The sequence below is a fragment of the Pseudomonas sp. 1L-B-1-E-C1 genome (assembly GCF_057291835.1).
The window spans coordinates 111,533-131,020 of sequence record NZ_JBXAWN010000010.1 but is presented as its reverse complement, the minus strand read 5'-3'; the positions used below and the strand labels follow the sequence as shown (position 1 = coordinate 131,020).

18 protein-coding genes are annotated in these 19,488 nt (G+C 59.6%); 9 read left to right on the top strand and 9 right to left on the bottom strand.

Features of this window, described 5'->3' with window-relative positions:
• Window positions 1–25 precede the first annotated feature (25 nt).
• Window positions 26–1,360, bottom strand: coding sequence for an MFS transporter (locus tag AC0Z4S_RS18455; protein WP_485624073.1), 1,335 nt, complete (start codon window positions 1,358–1,360; stop codon window positions 26–28).
• A gap of 340 nt (window positions 1,361–1,700) precedes the next feature.
• Here AC0Z4S_RS18455 and quiC point away from each other — a divergent pair, with 340 nt between their 5' ends.
• A complete protein-coding gene (gene quiC / locus AC0Z4S_RS18450) occupies window positions 1,701–3,602 on the top strand; it encodes a 3-dehydroshikimate dehydratase QuiC (protein ID WP_485624072.1) in 1,902 nt (633 codons plus the stop codon).
• A 102-nt stretch (window positions 3,603–3,704) separates the two neighbouring features.
• Window positions 3,705–4,382 (top strand): TetR/AcrR family transcriptional regulator, encoded by a 678-nt coding sequence (locus tag AC0Z4S_RS18445; protein WP_485624071.1) that lies wholly within the window; start codon window positions 3,705–3,707, stop codon window positions 4,380–4,382.
• Window positions 4,383–4,460: 78 nt separating this feature from the next.
• On the opposite strand, the gene AC0Z4S_RS18440 is transcribed toward AC0Z4S_RS18445, so the two are convergent.
• The 4 genes from AC0Z4S_RS18440 to AC0Z4S_RS18425 all read right to left on the bottom strand — a co-directional run bounded on the left by AC0Z4S_RS18440 (window position 4,461) and on the right by AC0Z4S_RS18425 (window position 8,400).
• Window positions 4,461–5,315, bottom strand: a complete 855-nt coding sequence (locus AC0Z4S_RS18440) for a shikimate dehydrogenase (RefSeq protein WP_485624070.1) — start codon at window positions 5,313–5,315, stop codon at window positions 4,461–4,463.
• Between the two features lie 5 nt (window positions 5,316–5,320).
• A complete protein-coding gene (gene aroQ / locus AC0Z4S_RS18435; RefSeq protein WP_485624069.1) occupies window positions 5,321–5,761 on the bottom strand; it encodes a type II 3-dehydroquinate dehydratase in 441 nt (146 codons plus the stop codon).
• A 267-nt stretch (window positions 5,762–6,028) separates the two neighbouring features.
• Entirely contained in the window at window positions 6,029–7,108 is a 1,080-nt protein-coding gene (trmA, locus tag AC0Z4S_RS18430; RefSeq protein ID WP_485624068.1) for a tRNA (uridine(54)-C5)-methyltransferase TrmA, read from the bottom strand.
• Window positions 7,105–8,400 (bottom strand): NCS2 family permease, encoded by a 1,296-nt coding sequence (locus AC0Z4S_RS18425; protein WP_039761753.1) that lies wholly within the window; start codon window positions 8,398–8,400, stop codon window positions 7,105–7,107. The genes trmA and AC0Z4S_RS18425 overlap by 4 nt, the downstream gene beginning before the upstream one ends.
• Before the next feature lie 220 nt (window positions 8,401–8,620).
• On the opposite strand from AC0Z4S_RS18425, the gene AC0Z4S_RS18420 reads away from it, so the two are divergent.
• Window positions 8,621–9,067: a DUF4879 domain-containing protein gene (locus AC0Z4S_RS18420; RefSeq protein WP_485624067.1), complete on the top strand. Its 447-nt coding sequence runs from the start codon at window positions 8,621–8,623 to the stop codon at window positions 9,065–9,067.
• A gap of 67 nt (window positions 9,068–9,134) precedes the next feature.
• Window positions 9,135–9,686, top strand: a complete 552-nt coding sequence (locus AC0Z4S_RS18415) for a DJ-1 family glyoxalase III (RefSeq protein WP_485624066.1) — start codon at window positions 9,135–9,137, stop codon at window positions 9,684–9,686.
• A 5-nt stretch (window positions 9,687–9,691) separates the two neighbouring features.
• Here AC0Z4S_RS18415 and AC0Z4S_RS18410 read toward each other — a convergent pair whose 3' ends face one another.
• Window positions 9,692–10,927: an MFS transporter gene (locus AC0Z4S_RS18410; RefSeq protein WP_485624065.1), complete on the bottom strand. Its 1,236-nt coding sequence runs from the start codon at window positions 10,925–10,927 to the stop codon at window positions 9,692–9,694.
• Window positions 10,928–11,319: 392 nt separating this feature from the next.
• On the opposite strand from AC0Z4S_RS18410, the gene AC0Z4S_RS18405 reads away from it, so the two are divergent.
• The 3 genes from AC0Z4S_RS18405 to AC0Z4S_RS18395 all read left to right on the top strand — a co-directional run bounded on the left by AC0Z4S_RS18405 (window position 11,320) and on the right by AC0Z4S_RS18395 (window position 14,028).
• A complete protein-coding gene (locus AC0Z4S_RS18405) occupies window positions 11,320–12,765 on the top strand; it encodes a cytochrome ubiquinol oxidase subunit I (protein WP_253496054.1) in 1,446 nt (481 codons plus the stop codon).
• 3 nt (window positions 12,766–12,768) lie between these two features.
• Window positions 12,769–13,776: a cytochrome d ubiquinol oxidase subunit II gene (cydB, locus tag AC0Z4S_RS18400; RefSeq protein WP_042610525.1), complete on the top strand. Its 1,008-nt coding sequence runs from the start codon at window positions 12,769–12,771 to the stop codon at window positions 13,774–13,776.
• Window positions 13,777–13,860: 84 nt separating this feature from the next.
• The gene (locus AC0Z4S_RS18395; protein WP_016773090.1) at window positions 13,861–14,028 is read left to right on the top strand and encodes a DUF2474 domain-containing protein; all 168 of its coding nucleotides are present in this window, start codon (window positions 13,861–13,863) and stop codon (window positions 14,026–14,028) included.
• A 70-nt stretch (window positions 14,029–14,098) separates the two neighbouring features.
• On the opposite strand, the gene AC0Z4S_RS18390 is transcribed toward AC0Z4S_RS18395, so the two are convergent.
• The gene (locus AC0Z4S_RS18390; RefSeq protein ID WP_485624063.1) at window positions 14,099–15,223 is read right to left on the bottom strand and encodes a methyltransferase; all 1,125 of its coding nucleotides are present in this window, start codon (window positions 15,221–15,223) and stop codon (window positions 14,099–14,101) included.
• A 175-nt stretch (window positions 15,224–15,398) separates the two neighbouring features.
• Window positions 15,399–15,968 (bottom strand): autoinducer binding domain-containing protein, encoded by a 570-nt coding sequence (locus tag AC0Z4S_RS18385; RefSeq protein ID WP_485624062.1) that lies wholly within the window; start codon window positions 15,966–15,968, stop codon window positions 15,399–15,401.
• Window positions 15,969–16,421: 453 nt separating this feature from the next.
• Here AC0Z4S_RS18385 and AC0Z4S_RS18380 point away from each other — a divergent pair, with 453 nt between their 5' ends.
• The gene (locus AC0Z4S_RS18380; protein ID WP_485624061.1) at window positions 16,422–17,198 is read left to right on the top strand and encodes a ferredoxin--NADP reductase; all 777 of its coding nucleotides are present in this window, start codon (window positions 16,422–16,424) and stop codon (window positions 17,196–17,198) included.
• 45 nt (window positions 17,199–17,243) lie between these two features.
• Here AC0Z4S_RS18380 and mscL read toward each other — a convergent pair whose 3' ends face one another.
• The gene (mscL, locus tag AC0Z4S_RS18375) at window positions 17,244–17,657 is read right to left on the bottom strand and encodes a large-conductance mechanosensitive channel protein MscL (protein ID WP_024014404.1); all 414 of its coding nucleotides are present in this window, start codon (window positions 17,655–17,657) and stop codon (window positions 17,244–17,246) included.
• A gap of 285 nt (window positions 17,658–17,942) precedes the next feature.
• Here mscL and katB point away from each other — a divergent pair, with 285 nt between their 5' ends.
• On the top strand, window positions 17,943–19,484 hold the full coding sequence (gene katB / locus AC0Z4S_RS18370) for a catalase KatB (protein ID WP_485624060.1): 1,542 nt from the start codon (window positions 17,943–17,945) through the stop codon (window positions 19,482–19,484).
• Window positions 19,485–19,488 lie beyond the last annotated feature (4 nt).

Genomic DNA, 19,488 nt, shown 5'->3' with positions numbered 1-19,488 from the left:
GCTCCTACAGGGGCAATTTAGCGGGTTATTCGACGGTCGGAATCTTGCGTGGTGCCATGAAGTACATCCACGTCAGTGCGAGAAAGTACATCGCCGGAATCAGCGTGAACAACACCGTGTAGTTGTTGTTGGTAACGGTGAGAATGTGGCCGACGATCTGGGTCATGAACATCCCGCCGATCGCCGCGCACATGCCGCCGAAGCCGAACACCGTGCTCATCATGTGCTTGGGCGTGTAGTCCATCACCAGGCTCCAGATGTTCGCAGTCCAGGCCTGATGCGCGCCGATCGCCAGCGAGATCGCCGCCACCGCCACCCACAGATTCGCCGAGCCGGCGGCCATGACCACGCCGATGATGCAGCAGGCAAACAGCAACATCGACAGCAGCCGCGCCTTGATCGAGTTCATGCCGCGACCGATCAGGAACGAGGACAGAATTCCGCCGCCGACACTGCCGAAGTCAGCCGTGACGTAGATGATGATCAGCGGAATACCCATCTGCGTGACGTTGATGCCGAGGTTGTATTGCTGATTGAGAAACGGCGGCAGCCAGTACAGATAGAACCAGAACACCGGCGCGGTCAGCGAGTAGGCGAGGGCGAAGGCCCAGGTGCCGCGCATGCGCAGGATCTTGCTGAACGGCACGCGGGCCTGTTCCGGTTCGACTTGCTGCTGGATGTATTCGAGCTCCGACTGTTTCACCCGTGGATGATCTTCCGGATTGAAGTACTTCAAGCCCCAGAACAGCAGCCAGATCCCGCCGAGTGCGGCCATGCACAGGAACGCCGCTTGCCAGCCCCACGCATGCAGGATCAGCGGCAGCAGCATCGGCGTGAACATCGCGCCGACGTTGGTGCCGGCGTTGAAGATGCCGGTAGCGACTGCACGTTCACCGGCCGGGAACCACAGGCGCGTGGTTTTCACGCAGGCCGGGTAATTGGCCGCTTCGGTGAGGCCGAGGATGAAGCGGCAGACCATGAAGCCGACTGCCGAGGTCGCCAGGCCATGGGCGCCGGTGGCCAGGCTCCAGAGCAGCACGGCGCAGAAGAACACGCGCTTGACGCCGACCCGGTCGATCAGGCGTCCCTGCAGGACAAACCCGATCGCGTAGCCGACCTGGAACCAGAAGTTGATGTTGGCGTAATCCATCGCCGTCCAGCTCATTTCCTTGGCGAGGATCGGCTGCATGACGCCTAGGGCGGCGCGGTCGATGTAGTTGAGAGTGGTGGCAAAAAACACCAGCGCCAGCATGCCCCAGCGGGTCTTGCCGACCGCCATGGCGCCGCGGATCTTGTCGCCGATGCCACCCGTGGCAGTGCTCATGGCCGGAGCCATGCGGGAAGTCTGTGAAGGAATCATGTGTTCCACCCGTTTTTGGATTTGTTATTTGGTGTTCTTTACGGTCGAACACCTTGTCCGGTGGTTAGCGGCCGGACTCGATGTGCAACCGATGTTGGGCAGTGAACAAAAAATCGTCAATTCGCCAAATCGCCTTAGTGTTCGATAATCGCACGCAAAACTAACCGGGTAGTACACTTTAAATTGCTGCGCGCAAGGATGCAGCCAATAATTTCCCTCACTATAAAAACCCATTCCCTCGTAGGAGCTGCCGAAGGCTGCGATCTTTGCTTTTCAGGATCAACAGATCGCAGCCTTCGGCAGCTCCTACCCAAAAGCGGCGCAGTCCGGGAGTTGAAACATGCAGCGTTCCATTGCCACCGTTTCCTTGAGCGGCACCCTGCCGGAAAAACTCGAAGCCATTGCCGCCGCCGGGTTCGACGGGGTGGAGATTTTCGAAAACGACCTCCTGTACTACGACGGCAGTCCCCGCGAAGTTAAACAGATGTGCGCCGATCTCGGCGTCGCTATCACCTTGTTTCAACCGTTCCGTGATTTCGAAGGCTGCCGCCGTGATCGCCTGGCGCGCAACCTCGAGCGCGCCGAGCGCAAGTTCGATCTGATGCAGGAACTTGGCACCGACCTGGTGCTGGTCTGCAGTAACGCTTCTGCCGACAGCCTCGGCGATCATCAGATTCTTGTCGATGATCTGCGACTGCTGGCCGAACGCGCCGACGCCCGTGGCTTGCGTATCGGTTACGAAGCGCTGGCCTGGGGCCGTCACGTCAACACTTATCAACAGGTCTGGGACATCGTCCGTCAGGCCGATCATCCTAGTCTCGGCGTGCTGCTCGACAGCTTCCACACGCTGTCGCTGAAGGGCGATCCAAGCGCCATCGCCGATATTCCCGGCGAAAAGATCTTCTTCGTGCAAATGGCCGACGCGCCGATTCTGCAGATGGATGTGCTGGAGTGGAGCCGGCATTTCCGCTGCTTCCCGGGGCAGGGCGAATTCGATTTGCCGGGTTTCCTCGCGCCGATCATCAAGAGTGGCTATACCGGGCCGCTGTCGCTGGAAATTTTCAACGACGGCTTCCGCGCTGCGCCGCCACGGGCCAACGCCGCCGACGGTTTGCGTTCGCTGCTGTATCTGGAGGAGAAGACCCGCCAGCGTCTCGAGCAGGAAGCACCGCCGGTGGCCAACCGCGAAATCCTCTTCGAAACGCCGCAGGCCAGCGAATACAACGGCGTTGAGTTTCTCGAGTTTGCCGTCGACGAAGCGCTCGGGGCGAAGCTCTGTCACTGGCTGCAACGACTCGGTTTTGCCAAGGCCGGCCAGCATCGCTCGAAAAGTGTCAGCCTGTTGCGTCAGGGCGATATCAACCTGATCCTCAACTCCGAGCCCTATTCGTTCGCCCACAGCTTTTTCGAAGCCCACGGCCCCTCGCTTTGCGCCACGGCTGTGCGGGTCAAGGACAGCGCCAGCGCGCTGGCCCGCGCGGTCGCTTACAAGGGGCAACCCTATCGCGGGCTGGTCGGGCCGAATGAGCTGGAACTGGCGGCGGTGCGTGCACCGGACGGCAGCCTGATTTATCTGGTCGACGAGGACGCCGACGTTTACGGCACCGATTTTAATCTGCTGCCGAACGCACAGACCGGCGGCGGCCTCAAGCGAATCGATCACATGGCCATGGCGCTGCCGGCCGACAGCCTCGACAGTTGGGTGCTGTTCTACAAGAGCCTGCTGGATTTTGAGGCCGATGACGAAGTGGTGCTGCCCGATCCGTACGGTCTGGTGAAAAGCCGCGCACTGCGCAGCCGCGACAGTTCGATCCGGCTGCCGCTGAATATTTCCGAGAACCGCAATACCGCGATCTCCCATGCACTGTCGAGCTATCGCGGCTCCGGCGTGCACCACATCGCCTTCGATTGTGACGACATCTTCGCCCAGGTCAGTCGCGCCAAAGAGGCCGGTGTGCCGCTGCTGGACATCCCGCTGAACTACTACGATGACCTCGCGGCGCGCTTCGATTTCGACGATGAGTTTCTCAGCGAGCTGGCCTATTACAACGTGCTCTACGACCGTGACGCCCAAGGCGGCGAGTTGTTTCATGTCTACACCGAGCCGTTCGAAGGGCGCTTCTTCTTCGAGATCATCCAGCGCAAGAATGGCTATGCCGGCTACGGCGCGGCCAACGTTGCGGTGCGGCTGGCGGCGATGGCTAAATCCCGCAGCGGCGCGGTGCGTCAGGCGAAGTTGTAGGGAATTCGTAAACGCGGGATTAAACACTGGCTGCGCGGCTTCCTTCACTGTCCCGCGCGGCCCATAATCGCCAGCTTGTGCAGTGATGGCCGTGAGCCCGCGATGACCATGAATTCAGAACTTTCCGCCGCGGCTGTCGAGTCCGACGCAGTGCCGCGCAAGAGTCGCAAGAACAACCCGGAAAAGACCCGCGAAAACATCCTGCAGGAGGCGATCGTCGAGTTCGTCCAGCAGGGCCTGTCCGGCGCCCGCGTCGACGCGATCGCCGAGCGCATCCGAACCTCCAAACGCATGATCTACTACTACTTCGGCAGCAAGGAGCGGCTGTACGTCGAGGTGCTGGAGAAGCTTTACGGCGATATCCGCAGCACGGAAAACCGCCTGCACCTGGACGAACTGCCGCCCGAACTGGCGATCCGTCGGCTGGTGGAATTCACCTTCGATCACCACGACCGCAATGTCGATTTCGTGCGCATTGTCAGCATCGAAAATATCCACAATGCCGAGTACGTGAAGCGTTCCGATGCGATCAAGGCGCTGAACAACACGATCCTCGATACCTTGGGCGGGATTCTGCAAAGAGGGGCGGACGAAGATGTGTTCCGGCGCGGCATCGATGCGCTGGACGTGCACCTGCTGATCAGTTCGTTCTGCTTCTACCGCGTCTCGAACCGCCACACGCTGGGGGAAATCTTCCAGATCGATCTGCCGGACGAAACCATCAAGCAGCGCCACCGCGAGATGATCTGCGAATCGGTGTTGCGCTACCTGAAGGCCTGACAGTCAAAAGATCGCAGCCTTCGGCAGCTCCTACACCGTTTCCTGTAGGAGCTGCCGAAGGCTGCGATCTTTTGCTCTTTAACCATTCATGTTCTGAAAATGCTCAAGCATGCGTTGCGCATCCGGCACCACTTCGCTGAACAATTCAAACGCCTTGACCGCCTGAAACACCGCCATGTTGCCGCCATCCAGCGTGCGGCAACCCAAAGCACGGGCGTCGCGCAGCAGTTCGGTTTCCAGCGGGAAATACACGATCTCCGCCACCCACATTTCCTTGCGCAACAACCCGGCCGGCACTGGTGTACCCGGCAGCTTGGCCATGCCCATCGGCGTGGTGTTGACCAGACCATCGGCCTGCGCCAGCGCCGAGGGCAAATCCCGCCCGGCCTGCGCGCGACCGGCGCCAAAATGTTGATTCAGATTGTTCGCCAGACTTTCCGCGCGCTCGTGATCGACATCAAAAATCGTCAGTTGCCGTACGCCTTCGCTGAGCAGTGCGTGGGCCACCGCCGCACCAGCGCCGCCAGCGCCCATCTGGACTACTCGTTCACGGGCAGCGTCTGTCAGACCCCGGCGAAAACCCTCGGCGAAGCCGAGACAGTCGGTGTTGTGGCCGACACGCTTGCCGTCCTTCAGCACCACCGTGTTCACTGCGCCGATACCGCGGGCTTCCGGCGACAATTCATCAAGCAGCGGGATGATTGCCTGCTTGCACGGAAACGTGATGTTCAGCCCGGTGTAATGCATCCGCTCGGCCGCTTGCAGCAAATCGGGCAGGGCCGTGCTGTCGAGGCGCAATTGATCGAGGTCGATAAGTTGGTAGAGATAACGCAGGCCCTGCGCATCGCCTTCGTGCTCGTGCAGTGCGGGAGTGCGCGAAGCTTGAATGCCGGCCCCGATCAGACCGGCGAGTATTACATTGGAGCGCGACATGGCCTTTATCCCTTTAACCGCTGACTGAAATGTTCCAGCGCCAAGCGATAACCATGGCTGCCGAACCCGCACATCACCGCCGTGGCAATGCCTGAAACGAACGAGTGATGACGGAACGGCTCGCGGGCATGCACGTTGGACAGATGCACTTCAATCACTGGCAGCTCGCTGGCAACCAAGGCATCGCGAATCGCCACCGAAGTATGCGTCCACGCCGCCGGATTGATCACGATCCCGGCGCAACGCCCCCGCGCGGCGTGAATCCAGTCGAGCAGCTCGCCTTCATGATTGGTCTGGCGAAACTCCACGGTCAGGCCGAACTCGTCAGCCGCGCGACCACACAGCGCGGAAATGTCCGCCAGGGTTTCATGACCATAAGTCGCCGGCTCGCGGGTGCCAAGCAGGTTCAGGTTCGGGCCGTTAAGCACCAGAACGATAGGGGGCATGGGGGTAACTCCACTTCTTGTTTTTGGCATGGGCCAAGAGGTTCCGGCCTGTGGAGATAAAATGTACTAGATGGTTACATCGGTCAATTGAACAGAAATGACCTGGGCGTTTTATGTTCGGTGATCGCACAGATCAAAAGATCGCAGCCTTCGGCAGCTCCTACATGTGGAACGCGGTTATCTGTAGGAGCTGCCGAAGGCTGCGATCTTTTAGAGCCACGAAAAAGCCGTCAATCACGACGGCTTTTCCGTATCCGCTACCCGCAATCAACGCCGGGTCAGCAGCACACCGGATTCCATGTGATGGGTCCACGGGAATTGGTCGAACAATGCGCACTTGGTAATGCGGTGGGTGTCATGCAATTGGGCGATGTTGGCCGCGAGGGTCTCCGGGTTGCAGGAGATGTACAGGATATTGTCGAAGCGTCGGGTCAGTTCGCAGGTATCCGGGTCCATGCCGGCGCGCGGTGGGTCGACGAAGACGCTGCCGAAGTCGTAGCTCTTCAGATCGATGCCGTGCAGGCGGCGGAACGGGCGCACTTCGTTGAGCGCTTCGGTCAGTTCTTCGGCGGACAAACGCACGAGGGTGACGTTATCCACAGCGTTTTCGCTGAGGTTGCTCAGGGCCGCGTTGACCGACGTCTTGCTGATTTCGGTAGCGAGCACTTTGCGTACGCGGGTGGCCAGCGGCAGGGTGAAGTTGCCATTGCCGCAGTACAACTCCAGCAGATCGTCGCTGCGATCGCCCAGCGCTTCGTATGCCCAGTTGAGCATTTTCTGGTTCACCGTACCGTTGGGCTGGGTGAACGCGCCTTCGGGCTGGCGATAGCTGAAGATGCGGCCGCCGACTTCGAGTTTTTCGACGACATAATCCTGGCCGAGCACTTCGCGCTTGCCTTTGGAGCGGCCGATGATGCTCACACCGAGATTGGTCGCCAACTGAGTCGCCGCCGCGTGCCAATGCTCATCCAGCGGGCGGTGATAGCACAGGGTGATCATCGCGTCGCCGGCCAGCGTGGTCAGGAATTCGACCTGGAACAACTTGTGGCTCAGCGCCGAACTGGCCTGCCACGCGGCCTTCAACTGCGGCATCAACTGGTTGATGCGCAGGCTGGCAATCGGGAATTCTTCGATGAGGATCGGCGTGCGTTTGTCGTCCTGAGAGAACATCGCGTAATGTCGCTCGCCGCCCTCGCGCCACAGGCGGAATTCGGCGCGCAGGCGGAAGTTCTGCAGCGGCGAATCAAACACCGTCGGCTCGGGTGCATCGAACGGCGCCAGCAGCTCACGCAGACGTGTGACCTTGGCTTCGAGCTGTTCGGCGTAGGCTTGGGAATCGAAAGTCATGCGTTGAACCAACCCAGCTTGATCACAAACAGAATCGACAGAATCACCAGTGCCGGGTTCAGCTCACGGGCACGGCCGGACAGCAGCTTGATGGCGGTCCAGGCGATGAAGCCGAAGGCGATGCCGTTGGCGATCGAATAGGTGAACGGCATCGCCAGCGCGGTGACCACCACCGGCGCGGCGACGGTGATGTCATCCCAGTCTATTTCCGCCAGGCCGGAAGTCATCAGCACGGCGACGAACAGCAGCGCTGGGGCGGTGGCGAAAGCCGGAACGCTGGCCGCCAGTGGCGAGAAGAACAGCGCCAGCAGGAACAGAATTGCCACGACAATGGCGGTCAGGCCGGTGCGGCCGCCGGCACTGACGCCGGCAGCGGATTCGATGTAACTGGTGGTGGTCGAAGTGCCCAGCAGCGAACCGGCCATGGCCGCAGTACTGTCGGCGATCAGCGCGCGACCCATTTTCGGCATGTGGCCGTCCTTGCCCATCAGGCCGGCGCGCTTGGCGACGCCGATCAGGGTCCCGGAGTTGTCGAACAGGTCGACGAACAGGAAGGCGAAGATCACGCTGACCAGACCGATGTCCAGTGCACCTTTGATGTCCAGTTGCAGGAAGGTCGGCGCCAGCGACGGCGGCATCGACAGGATGCCGCCGAACTTGGTGACGTTCAGCGCGATCGAGGCGATGGTTACCGCGAGGATGCCGATCAGCACCGCGCCGCGCACTTTCAGCGCTTCGAGGGCGACGATCACAGCGAAGCCGATAGTCGCAAGGATCGGTGCCGGTTTCGTCAGATCACCGAGGCCGACCATGGTCGCCGAATTGCCGACCACGATTTCCGCGTTGTGCAAGGCAATCAACGCCAGGAACAGGCCGATACCGGCGGCAATTGCCGAGCGCAGCGGCAGCGGGATGGCATTGATGATCCATTCACGGATACGGAAGATCGACAGCAGGAAGAACAGCACGGCGGAAATGAACACCGCACCCAGCGCCACCTGCCAGGTGTGGCCCATGTGCAGAACCACGGTGTAGGTAAAGAAGGCGTTCAGGCCCATGCCCGGAGCGAGGGCGATCGGGTAGTTGGCGATCAGGCCCATCACGGTCGAGCCGATTGCAGCCGCCAGACAGGTGGCGACGAAGATCGCGCCCTTGTCCATGCCGGTCTCGCCGAGGATGCTCGGGTTGACGAACAGAATGTAAGCCATGGCCAGGAAAGTCGTGACGCCCGCGAGAATTTCGGTGCGCACGTTGGTGTTGTGTGCCTTGAGTTGAAACAGCCTTTCCAGCATGTCTGCTCCCCGTGGCGCGCGTGGCGCCGTGAATGTATCGACCTCAACAGCAAAGCACAGACCGTCGCAAGCGCCTGGGAAATTGTCGTGGGCCGGAAAAAGCCGCGCATCATACCAGCCGCGTGAGGAATTTGGCGGATGTTGGTGTCGATCGTCGGCGAAGTTTTGCGCAGCAGACAACTGCGCCATACTGCGCGCTGATTTTTCGGAGTGGGCAGGCATGCGCAACAGCGGGATCAGGATTTTCGGATGGATTGCAGCACTGCTGGCGGCGGTCCCGGCGTTCGCGGCTTCGGCGCCGCCGTTGAGCGAAGTGAAGGTGATCAAAGTACAGTCACCGCCCTGCGGACTGGAAGATATCGCCGATAACCAGCCGCAAACCCAATGCAATCACAGTGGGCCGAATATCAAAGTCTTCGTGCTGGAAGTCGGCTATGGCCAGAACCAGCCACACGTGACTCTGGATGGCTTCGAGGTCAACGGCACTCGAGGCCCGGTGTGTGCCTTCGATAATGGCAACCTCACCGAATGCACGCCTGGCAGCAAAACCGTCGGTTCTCTCTATACCTTCGATCTGGCCGGCAAACAGGAAGGCACCTTCAGCTTCAGCAACACCTCGATCAACGCTCCGCGCAACACGCTCTCGACTCAGCTTTACATCAAGTAACGGCTGACTTCGAACAGGGTGGGACAAAGCTGACTACGCTTTACAGACTACCCAGCGGAAAGCGCCCATGACTTCCAGAGCCCTGATTGCCCTCGCCGAGGGCATCGACGATTTGCAAACCGTGACCCTGATCGACGTGCTGCGCCGCGCCGGCATCGAAGTGGTCGCCGCCAGTATCGAAGGCCGGCGCATGCTGACCTGCGCGCGCGGCACCCGGTTGACTGCCGATGGCATGCTGGTCGATGTACTCGCGCAGCGCTTCGACCTGATTGTCCTGCCGGGCGGCGCCGTCGGTTCCCAGCATCTGGCGGCGCATCAGCCATTACAGCAATTGCTCAAGGACCAAGCCAGCGCCGGCCGACTGTTCGCCGCCATCGGCGAAGCCCCGGCCGTCGCGCTGCAAGCGTCAGGCGTGCTGCGCCAGCGACGGATGACCTGCCAGCCCGGCGCCAGTCATCAGTTGTCGGGCTGTACGTTTGTTGATCAATCAGTGGTGGTCGACGGCAACTGCATCACCGCCCAAGGCTCGGGACCGGCGCTGGAATTTGCCTTGACCCTGGTCGAGCAACTTGGCGGCAAGGCGTTGCGGACGAGGGTGGCGGTGGAGTTGATGGCCTGAAGGATTCAGACCTTCTCCTCCACCGGCACATGCATCCGGTCCCGGTTCGCCAATGTCGGGAACAGCTTGATCCACGTCCCGGTCACCACCAGCGTGCCGATTCCGCCCATGACCACCGCCGGCACGGTGCCGAACCAGTGGGCCGTGAGGCCGGATTCGAATTCGCCCAACTGGTTCGAGGCACCAATGAACAGGCCGTTGACCGCGCTGACCCGGCCGCGCATTTCGTCCGGGGTTTCCAGTTGTACGAACGAGGCGCGGATGACCATGCTGATCATGTCCGCTGCACCGAGCACCACCAGCACTGCCAGCGAGAACCAGAACGAGGTCGACAGGCCGAAGGCGATGGTGGCGACGCCGAAGATGCCGACGGCGGTGAACATCACCCGACCGACATTGCGCTCCACGGCAAATCGCGCCAGGAACAATGACATCAGCAACGCGCCCACTGCCGGCGCCGAGCGCAGCAGGCCAAGGCCCCACGGGCCAGTCAGCAGAATGTCCTTGGCGAACACCGGCAGCAACGCCGTGGCGCCGCCGAGCAGCACGGCAAAAAGGTCCAGCGAGATCGCGCCGAGGATGTCCGGGCGGCTGCGGATGAAACGGATTCCCGCCAGCAACGAATCCAGCGTGGCTTTGCCTTTGTTCAGCGGCGTCTGGCGTGCCGGCAGATTGAGCATCAGCGTGCAGGCGATCACATACAGAAGTACGGTTGGACCGTAGACCCAGACGCTGCCAAATGCATAGAGCAAGCCGCCGAGAGCCGGGGCGACGATGGTCGCAGACTGCTGCGCCGATTGCGCGGCAGCGACGGCGCGGGGGAACAGGGCGCTGGGGACGATGCTTGGCAATAGCGCCTGGGTCGTCGGCATTTCGAACGACCGCGCAGCGCCCAGAAGAAAGGCGAGGATGAAAATCATCTCGCGAGTGACATTGTCGGTGGCACTGCCGATGGCCAGCGCCAAGGCAATCAGTGCCTGCAACGACTGACAAAGCGCGGCGACCTTGCGCCGGTCATAGCGGTCGGCGACATGCCCGGTGTGCAGCATGAACAGCACGCGCGGGGCAAATTCGACCAGACCGACCAGGCCCAGATCCAGCACGTTGCCGGTCAGTTGATACAGATTCCAGCCAATCGCCACGGTGAGCATCTGGAAACCGCTGGCGGTGAAAATCCGCGCCAGCCAGAAGGCCATGAACGGACGATGGTGACGTAGCAGCAGGGGCTCTTGAGTGGGCATCTGAAGGCAGGTCTTGGACGAGTGAACGGCGAGATTATCACCAGTCTGTAACAGGAAGTTGCTACGAGAAAAAATTCAGTCAGATGTGCATCAATCTTTTCGGGTTAACCCACAACTTATTCAGGCCAGAACCTTGCTGCGCCAATGAGACAACTTGTCACGCGGCAAACGACCACGCGGTTCGTTGGTAAAAATGGGACTACTCTTTCAACGTTGCTTGATCCAGATCAAGACCCCGACCGGAACTGATCTGACGGCCAGTTGGCCAGACTCCCTGCGTTGCGATGGTTGTAAAAAAAGAACGAATCCGAATTCGCCGCACTCCATATCCGTGGGGGCAGTGGTGCAGGCCTCCGGGTCCGCTACCCGTACTACCTGACAGAGGAAGCCATATGTTCGGTTTAGAGGCTCTCGATCTCGCCCGAATTCAGTTCGCGTTCACCATCTCGTTCCACATTCTGTTCCCGGCCATCACCATCGGCCTGGCGAGTTACCTGGCGGTGCTCGAAGGCTTGTGGCTGAAAACCCGCAACGATACCTACCGTGACCTCTACCATTTCTGGTCGAAGATCTTTGCCGTCAACTTCGGCATGGGCGTGGTTTCCGGTCTGGTCATGGCCTATCAGTTCGGCACCAACTGGAGTCGATTCTCTGATTTCGCCGGTGCCGTCACCGGGCCGTTGCTGACCTATGAAGTGCTTACAGCGTTTTTCCTCGAGGCCGGTTTCCTTGGCGTGATGCTGTTCGGCTGGAACAAGGTCGGGCGCGGCCTGCACTTCTTTTCGACGGTGATGGTGGCGATCGGCACGCTGATTTCGACCTTCTGGATTCTCGCTTCCAACAGCTGGATGCAGACTCCGCAGGGCTTTGAAATCGTCAACGGTCAGGTGATTCCGACCGATTGGCTGGCGATTGTCTTCAACCCGTCATTCCCTTATCGCCTGATGCACATGGCCACCGCCGCGTTCGTCGCGACGGCATTCTTCGTCGGCTCGTCGGCGGCCTGGCATTTGCTGCGCGGCAGGGACAACCCGGCGATCCGCACCATGTTGTCGATGGCCATGTGGATGGCGCTGATCGTCGCGCCGATCCAGGCAGTGATCGGCGACTTCCACGGGCTCAACACGCTCAAGCATCAGCCGGCAAAAATCGCTGCGATCGAAGGCCACTGGGAAAACCACGGCGACGAAGCGACGCCGCTGATCCTGTTCGGCTGGCCGGACATGAAAGAAGAACGCACCAGGTTCGCCGTGGAGATTCCCTACCTCGGCAGCCTGATTCTCACGCACTCGCTGGACAAGCAAGTGCCGGCACTGAAGGAATTCCCGCCGGAAGACCGGCCGAATTCGACCATCGTGTTCTGGTCGTTCCGCATCATGGTCGGCCTCGGTTTCCTGATGATCTTCACCGGGTTGTGGAGTCTGTGGCTGCGCAAGCGTGACTCGCTGTATACCTCGCGGCCGTTCCTGCATCTGGCGTTGTGGATGGGGCCGTCCGGCCTGATCGCGATTCTTGCCGGCTGGTTCACCACGGAAATCGGCCGTCAGCCATGGGTCGTGTACGGCTTGATGCGCACCGCAGATGCTTCTTCCAACCACAGCTTCATGCAGATGAGCATCACCCTGATCATGTTCGTCGTGATCTATTTCGCGCTGTTCGGCGCAGGTCTCGGCTACATGATGCGTCTGGTGCGCAAGGGGCCGAAGATCAGCGAAGGCAGCGAAACGCCCGACGGTGGTCCAGGCAAGAAACGCACCCCGGCGCGTCCGCTGTCCGCAGCCGACGATCCGGCCGAGGGCGAGCACGAAGACAACACTCGCTTGACCAAGGAGATTTGACTCATGGGTATTGATCTTCCGCTGATCTGGGCCGTGATCATCATCTTCGGCATCATGATGTACGTGGTCATGGACGGTTTCGATCTGGGCATCGGCATTCTTTTCCCGTTCGTGCCCGGCAAGACAGACCGCGACGTGATGATGAACACGGTTGCGCCAGTCTGGGACGGCAACGAAACCTGGCTGGTGCTGGGGGGCGCGGCGTTGTTTGGCGCCTTCCCGCTGGCCTATTCGGTTGTGTTGTCGGCGCTGTACCTGCCGCTGATCTTCATGCTGATGGGGCTGATTTTCCGTGGCGTGGCCTTCGAGTTCCGCTTCAAGGCCAAGGATGAAAAACGTCACCTGTGGGACAAGGCGTTCATCGGTGGTTCGATCGCGGCGACGTTCTTTCAGGGTGTGGCGCTAGGTGCGTTCATCGACGGCTTGCCGGTGGTCAATCGCCAGTTCGCCGGTGGATCACTGGACTGGCTCACGCCGTTCACACTGTTCTGCGGCGCAGCGCTGGTGGTGGCCTATGCCTTGCTCGGCTGCACCTGGCTGATCATGAAGACCGAAGGCAAGTTGCAGGAACAGATGCATGATCTGGCGCGGCCGCTGGCGTTTGTGCTGTTGGCGGTGATCGGCATTGTCAGTATCTGGACGCCGTTGTCCCACCCGGAAATTGCCTCGCGCTGGTTCAGCATGCCGAATCTGTTGTGGTTCATGCCGGTGCCGATTCTGGTGCTGGTTACCCTGTATGGCCTGATCCGCGCAGTGGCACGTAATGCCAACTACACGCCGTTCCTGCTGACTCTGGTGTTGATATTCCTCGGCTACAGCGGCTTGGGCATCAGCCTCTGGCCGAACATCGTACCGCCATCGATCTCGATCTGGGACGCCGCCGCACCGCCGCAAAGTCAGGGCTTCATGCTGGTGGGCACGCTGTTCATCATCCCGTTCATCCTGGGTTATACCTTCTGGAGCTACTACGTGTTCCGCGGCAAAGTCACCCATGAAGACGGTTATCACTAATCCAATGCCGGGCTTGCCCTGTGAGAGCGAGCCTGCTCGCGAAGGCGCCATCGGTGGCGCCTTGGCTTAACGGAGATCGATTCTATGACCGGCAAGCATTCCCTGCACGACATTGAAGAAGCCGAAAAAAAACCGCTGTGGCAGCGGCTCGGCTGGTTGGCCTTGATCTGGGTTGGCAGTGTCGGCGTGTTGTTCATCGCCGCCAGCCTGATGCGCATGTTCATGAATGCCGCAGGCTTGACCACCCACTGAAACATCCCGTCCCGGCGCCTTCGGGTACGGGTTTGCAACCCTCCTCACGGAGGTTTTTTATGCCCGGGATTTATTTGCGCGCCTTGAGGATGACGAACTTCGGCGTTGCCGCGACTTGCTCGACACCGCGGAACAAGCGCGCCAGTTTGCTGTGATAGCCCAGGTGCCGATTGCCGACAATGTACAGCGCACCGCCTACCACCAGTGCCTCGCGGGCCTGCTGGAACATGCGCCAGGCGAGGAAGTCGCCGACCACCTGCTGCTGATGGAACGGTGGGTTGCACAGCACCACGTCCAGCGACTGCGGCGCCAGCCCGGCCAGACCATCGCCAGCGCGCACGATGACTTCGCGATCGCCCAACGCCTCGCGCCAGTTCTCGGCAGCCGATTGCACCGCCATGAACGATTCGTCGACCAGCGTGTAATGCGCATCCGGGTTCTGCAGGGCGCTGGCAATTGCCAGTACACCGTTACCACAACCCAGGTCGGCGACTCGTGCGTTGCCAAGGTTTTTCGGCAGATGCGGCAGAAACGCGCGCGTGCCGATGTCCAGGCCTTCGCGGCAGAACACGTTGGCGTGGTTGAGCAGTTCGATCGCCGGTTCATCGAGGCGATAGCGAGTCGGGTAGGGCGATGTCGCGGGCAGTTTGCTTTCAGGCGTGGCGATCAGCAGTCGGGCTTTCTTCACGGCCAGCGACGCCTGCACCGGGCCAATGTAGCGCTCGAGCAGATCGCCGGCGGCACGGGGCAGATGCTTGACCATCGCGGCCGCGATCACTTGCACGCCGGGGGCGAGTTGTCCTTGCAGGCGGATCAGTTGTTCTTCCAGCAGCGCCAGGGTTTTGGGAACGCGGATCAGCACCCGGTCAAACGGCCCCACTAAAGGTTCGCTGGCCGGTAGCGGCCGGATCGCATCGAACGCCTGACCATTGCGCAGCAGATTTTTTTCCAACCCGACGAAACCCAGGAACGAGTCGCCGCTGCTGCTGACCTCGACCTTGCCCAGCAAACTGATCGCCAAGGCACCAAAGCTGTCATTGAGTACCAGCACGCGGGTGCTGCTTGCCGGTTGTTCGCTGGCGAGATGATTGAGCACGTATTCGTCTGCCGCATCGAAGGCTTGCAGCGGTTCATTCTGCTGTTCGGGCTGGCGGATCAGGTCGAGTTGGGCGAAAGGTGTTTCAAGCAAAGGCATGGGGCGGGGACTCGGAATATTCGGCTGGTGTCCCGTTGCCGGCTTCTCACGCCACGGAACCCGACCGAGTGGACTGCGATGCAAGCGGTGTGCGTCATCACTCGGAGAAGACCTCAATGGTACGTTTTTTTGCGGGCGAATACTCGCAGGATTGAGTCGGGAGTCAGTTGACGATTCAGATGATTCCCGCCCGAGCCGCCGCGATCACGGCGGAGATCTTATTGCAGACTTTGAACTTCTCGATCAGGTTTTGCACATGGTAGTTAACGGTACGTTCGCTGAGGCTGAGAATTCTCGAAATATCATGCGCGGTCTTGCCCATGGCGGACAGTTGCAGAATCTCCAGTTCCCGGGACGAAAGCCTGGGCCTGCTGGGTTTGGTCGGTATGGGCACGGTGCGGGCATACAATTCGCTGACGTGTCGGTTGGCGAAAAAGATATAACCGTAATGCTCATACAGCTCCAGCGGGCTGATCGAACAGTGAGAGCGGGCGAGACTGATAATGCTGCACAAGCCGCTGGTCTCATCATGAAACGCTTGCGACCAGCCATGCTGCAGTCCGTTTTTTTGCAACGCTCGCCAAAGTTCAGGTGCCTGGGCGAAGACTCTTTCCTCCCAGACAATTGGCAATATTGAGTGATTGCAATGCGCTATTATCGGGTCAACGTTGCGGTAATTTTCTTTGTCGTACTGTACGTTCCAATCTTTGGGGTAATTATTGATTTGCAGGGCATTGAGGTGCACATCGCGATGTGGCGAGGTTACGGCGATCGCGCACTAATTGAAGCCCAGGTTTTCGGCGAATCTCAGCAGTATTGGGTACGCCGTCTCTATTCCCTTGGCAAACGTCAGTTGTTTCAGTTGTGATTCCTTCCACGTTTCCATGAACCATTGCCTCCATTGCTTTATCTGGGCGCCGAATGGATCCAAAAGATCCGGCACGAAGCGAAGTGTAGGATCTTTCCTACGAATCGCCTTACATTATTTCGAGATTGAAACTTGGAGGTTTTTCATAAAGCGTTCTTAGCAATACAAACCGTTATATTCAAACTGGCATCTTAAAGTTATTACTCCAAATCTGATGTTGGCGGCGAGTACTAATACACTGCGCTGAAGCTGCTCGTCCCGTAACAATGACAAGTGTCCGGCAGCACGATTTTGCGGGACACTGTGGGTAATCGTTTCAAGGAGTGCCTCATGACTGCCAGCGCCGAGAAGTACACCACCCAGACGTTACTCGATGTCCAACCGTTGACCCCGAACCTGTTCACGCTGCGCACCACCCGTGACCCCGGCTTTCGATTCCGTGCCGGCCAGTTCGCCCGCCTGGGCGTCACCAAAGCCGATGGCAGCACGGTCTGGCGCGCTTATTCGATGGTGTCATCGCCCTTCGACGAGTTTCTGGAATTCTTTTCCATCGTCGTGCCGGGCGGCGAATTCACCAGTGAGCTGAGCCGGCTCCAGGTTGGCGACAGCTTGATGGTGGAGCGCCAGGCGTTCGGCTATCTGACGCTGGATCGCTTTGTCGATGGCCGAGACCTGTGGTTATTGTCCACCGGCACCGGGGTGGCGCCGTTTCTGTCGATCCTGCAGGACTTCGAGGTCTGGGAGAAATTCGAGCGCATCATTCTGGTTTACAGCGTGCGCGAGGCTCGGGAGCTGGCGTATCAGGAGCTGATCGCCGGATTGGCGCAACGTGACTACCTGAGCGAACACGTCCACAAGCTGCAATTCATCCCAACGGTGACCCGCGAAGCGCATCCCGGCGCGTTGCAAGGTCGCATTACCACGCTGATCGAAAACGGCGAACTGGAGCGCGCGACGGGCGTTGAGCTATCGCCAGAGCATTCGCGGGTGATGTTGTGCGGTAACCCGCAAATGATCGACGACAGCCGTGCTCTACTGAAGCAACGCGACATGCGCCTCAGTCTGACGCGCAAGCCGGGGCAGGTTGCCGTGGAGAATTACTGGTAACGAAAACGGCACCCGCGGGTGCCGTCTTAATGAGTACCGAATGCCTCAGGGCCGCTCGTTTTGCGCCTTGAGCAGGTCGCGAATTTCGCCCAGCAGTTGCTCTTCCTTGCTCGGGATCGGCGGCGCGGTCGGTGCTACGGCTTCTTCGCGCTTGAGGCGGTTGATGGCTTTGACGCCCATGAAGATGGCGAACGCGACTATCACGAAATCCAGCACGGTCTGCAGGAATTTGCCGTAAGCCAGCACCACCGCGGGCGCATCGCCCTGGGCGGCTTTGAGCGTGACGGCCAGGTCGCTGAAGTCCACCCCACCGATCAACAGGCCAATCGGCGGCATGATCACGTCGCCGACAAACGACGAAACAATCTTGCCGAACGCCGCGCCAATGATGATACCGACGGCCATATCGACCACATTGCCTTTGACCGCGAAGGCCTTGAACTCGCTAAGCACGCCCATAGTTATTTCCTTGTTACAGATGAGTTTGGTGGTGGCAGTGTAAATCAGCGAAACGCCTCCTGCGCGTAACACCTTCTTACAATGCCCGTTTTTATCGACACATCAATCGACGATTAGTTTGCAAAATGCCAGCAATCGCGCGCGAAATACGCGCTAAAGCGCTGATTGCACAGCCAATTTCTTCAATCATGGTGTTACGTTCTTTCTATTTATGTTCCGCGGCACAGGCCTCTAGCCTTGGGGTGGCGCACCTGGATGCGCCCAATAAAACCAGAGGAACCTGATATGACTTCCACGCTTGGACTGGGGGCTTTTCCCTACCGCCGCACCTTCGGTGTATTGACCGCCAGCCTGCTGACCTTTTCGGTCAACGCTGCTCCGCTGACCCGCGATAACGGCGCTGCTGTCGGTGACAATCAGAACTCGCAAACCGCCGGCGCCAACGGCCCGGTGCTGCTGCAGGATGTGCAACTGATCCAGAAGCTGCAGCGTTTCGATCGTGAACGCATTCCGGAGCGCGTGGTGCATGCGCGCGGCACTGGCGCCCATGGCACCTTCACCGTGACCAATGACCTCAGCGACCTGAGCAAGGCCAAGGTGTTCGCCGCAGGCCAGAGCACCCCGGTGTTCGTGCGTTTCTCGGCGGTGGTGCACGGCAACCATTCCCCGGAAACCCTGCGCGACCCGCGCGGTTTCGCCACCAAGTTCTACACCGCTGACGGCAACTGGGATCTGGTCGGCAACAACTTCCCGACCTTTTTCATCCGCGATGCGATCAAGTTCCCGGACATGGTCCATGCCTTCAAACCCGATCCGCGCACCAACCTCGATGACGATTCGCGCCGGTTCGATTTCTTCTCCCATGTACCGGAATCGACCCGCACGCTGACCGAGTTGTATTCCAACTATGGCACTCCGGCCAGTTACCGGGAAATGGACGGCAATGGCGTTCATGCCTATAAGCTGATCAACGCAAAGAATGAAGTTCATTATGTGAAGTTTCATTGGAAGAGCTTGCAAGGCATTAATAACCTGCGGCCAAAGCAGGTTGCAAAAGTTCAGGGGCAGGATTACAGCCATATGACCAATGACTTGGTCAGCAATATCAACAAAGGCAACTTCCCGAAGTGGGACTTGTACGTGCAAGTTCTCAAGCCACAGGATTTGTCCAAGTTTGATTTCGATCCATTGGACGCCACCAAGATCTGGCCGGGTATTCCCGAGCGCAAAGTTGGACAAATGGTCTTGAACCGTAATCCGGCCAATGTATTTCAGGAAACCGAACAAGTTGCGATGGCGCCGGCCAACGTAGTTCCGGGTATCGAGCCTTCGGAAGATCGCTTGTTGCAGGGCCGGGTGTTCTCTTATGCCGATACGCAAATGTATCGCCTCGGCGCCAACGCTTTGCAATTGCCGATCAACGCGCCGAAAACCGCGGTGAACAATGGCAATCAGGATGGTGCGATGAACTTCGGTGCCAGCCAGTCCGGGGTCAACTACCAGCCGAGCCGCCTGCAACCGCGTGAAGAGACGCCGTCGGCGCGTTACAGCCAGTCGGCGCTGGCGGGCAGCACCCAGCAGGCGAAAATCCAGAGGGAGCAGAACTTCAAGCAGGCCGGTGATCTGTATCGCTCGTACAGCAAGCAGGAACGCCGCGACCTGATCGAAAGCTTTGGCGGCTCGCTGGCCACCACCGATGACGAGAGCAAACACATCATCCTGTCGTTCTTGTACAAGGCCGACCCTGAGTACGGCAGCGGTGTCACCGAAGTGGCCAAGGGCGACCTTAGCCGCGTGAAGGCGCTGGCGGCCAAACTGACCGACTGATAGC

Coding starts and splice junctions, on each gene's coding strand:
- AC0Z4S_RS18455 (WP_485624073.1), bottom strand. CDS start 1,360: ATGATTCCTTCACAGACTTCCCGCATGGCTCCGGCCATGAGCACTGCC.
- quiC (WP_485624072.1), top strand. CDS start 1,701: ATGCAGCGTTCCATTGCCACCGTTTCCTTGAGCGGCACCCTGCCGGAA.
- AC0Z4S_RS18445 (WP_485624071.1), top strand. CDS start 3,705: ATGACCATGAATTCAGAACTTTCCGCCGCGGCTGTCGAGTCCGACGCA.
- AC0Z4S_RS18440 (WP_485624070.1), bottom strand. CDS start 5,315: ATGTCGCGCTCCAATGTAATACTCGCCGGTCTGATCGGGGCCGGCATT.
- aroQ (WP_485624069.1), bottom strand. CDS start 5,761: ATGCCCCCTATCGTTCTGGTGCTTAACGGCCCGAACCTGAACCTGCTT.
- trmA (WP_485624068.1), bottom strand. CDS start 7,108: ATGACTTTCGATTCCCAAGCCTACGCCGAACAGCTCGAAGCCAAGGTC.
- AC0Z4S_RS18425 (WP_039761753.1), bottom strand. CDS start 8,400: ATGCTGGAAAGGCTGTTTCAACTCAAGGCACACAACACCAACGTGCGC.
- AC0Z4S_RS18420 (WP_485624067.1), top strand. CDS start 8,621: ATGCGCAACAGCGGGATCAGGATTTTCGGATGGATTGCAGCACTGCTG.
- AC0Z4S_RS18415 (WP_485624066.1), top strand. CDS start 9,135: ATGACTTCCAGAGCCCTGATTGCCCTCGCCGAGGGCATCGACGATTTG.
- AC0Z4S_RS18410 (WP_485624065.1), bottom strand. CDS start 10,927: ATGCCCACTCAAGAGCCCCTGCTGCTACGTCACCATCGTCCGTTCATG.
- AC0Z4S_RS18405 (WP_253496054.1), top strand. CDS start 11,320: ATGTTCGGTTTAGAGGCTCTCGATCTCGCCCGAATTCAGTTCGCGTTC.
- cydB (WP_042610525.1), top strand. CDS start 12,769: ATGGGTATTGATCTTCCGCTGATCTGGGCCGTGATCATCATCTTCGGC.
- AC0Z4S_RS18395 (WP_016773090.1), top strand. CDS start 13,861: ATGACCGGCAAGCATTCCCTGCACGACATTGAAGAAGCCGAAAAAAAA.
- AC0Z4S_RS18390 (WP_485624063.1), bottom strand. CDS start 15,223: ATGCCTTTGCTTGAAACACCTTTCGCCCAACTCGACCTGATCCGCCAG.
- AC0Z4S_RS18380 (WP_485624061.1), top strand. CDS start 16,422: ATGACTGCCAGCGCCGAGAAGTACACCACCCAGACGTTACTCGATGTC.
- mscL (WP_024014404.1), bottom strand. CDS start 17,657: ATGGGCGTGCTTAGCGAGTTCAAGGCCTTCGCGGTCAAAGGCAATGTG.
- katB (WP_485624060.1), top strand. CDS start 17,943: ATGACTTCCACGCTTGGACTGGGGGCTTTTCCCTACCGCCGCACCTTC.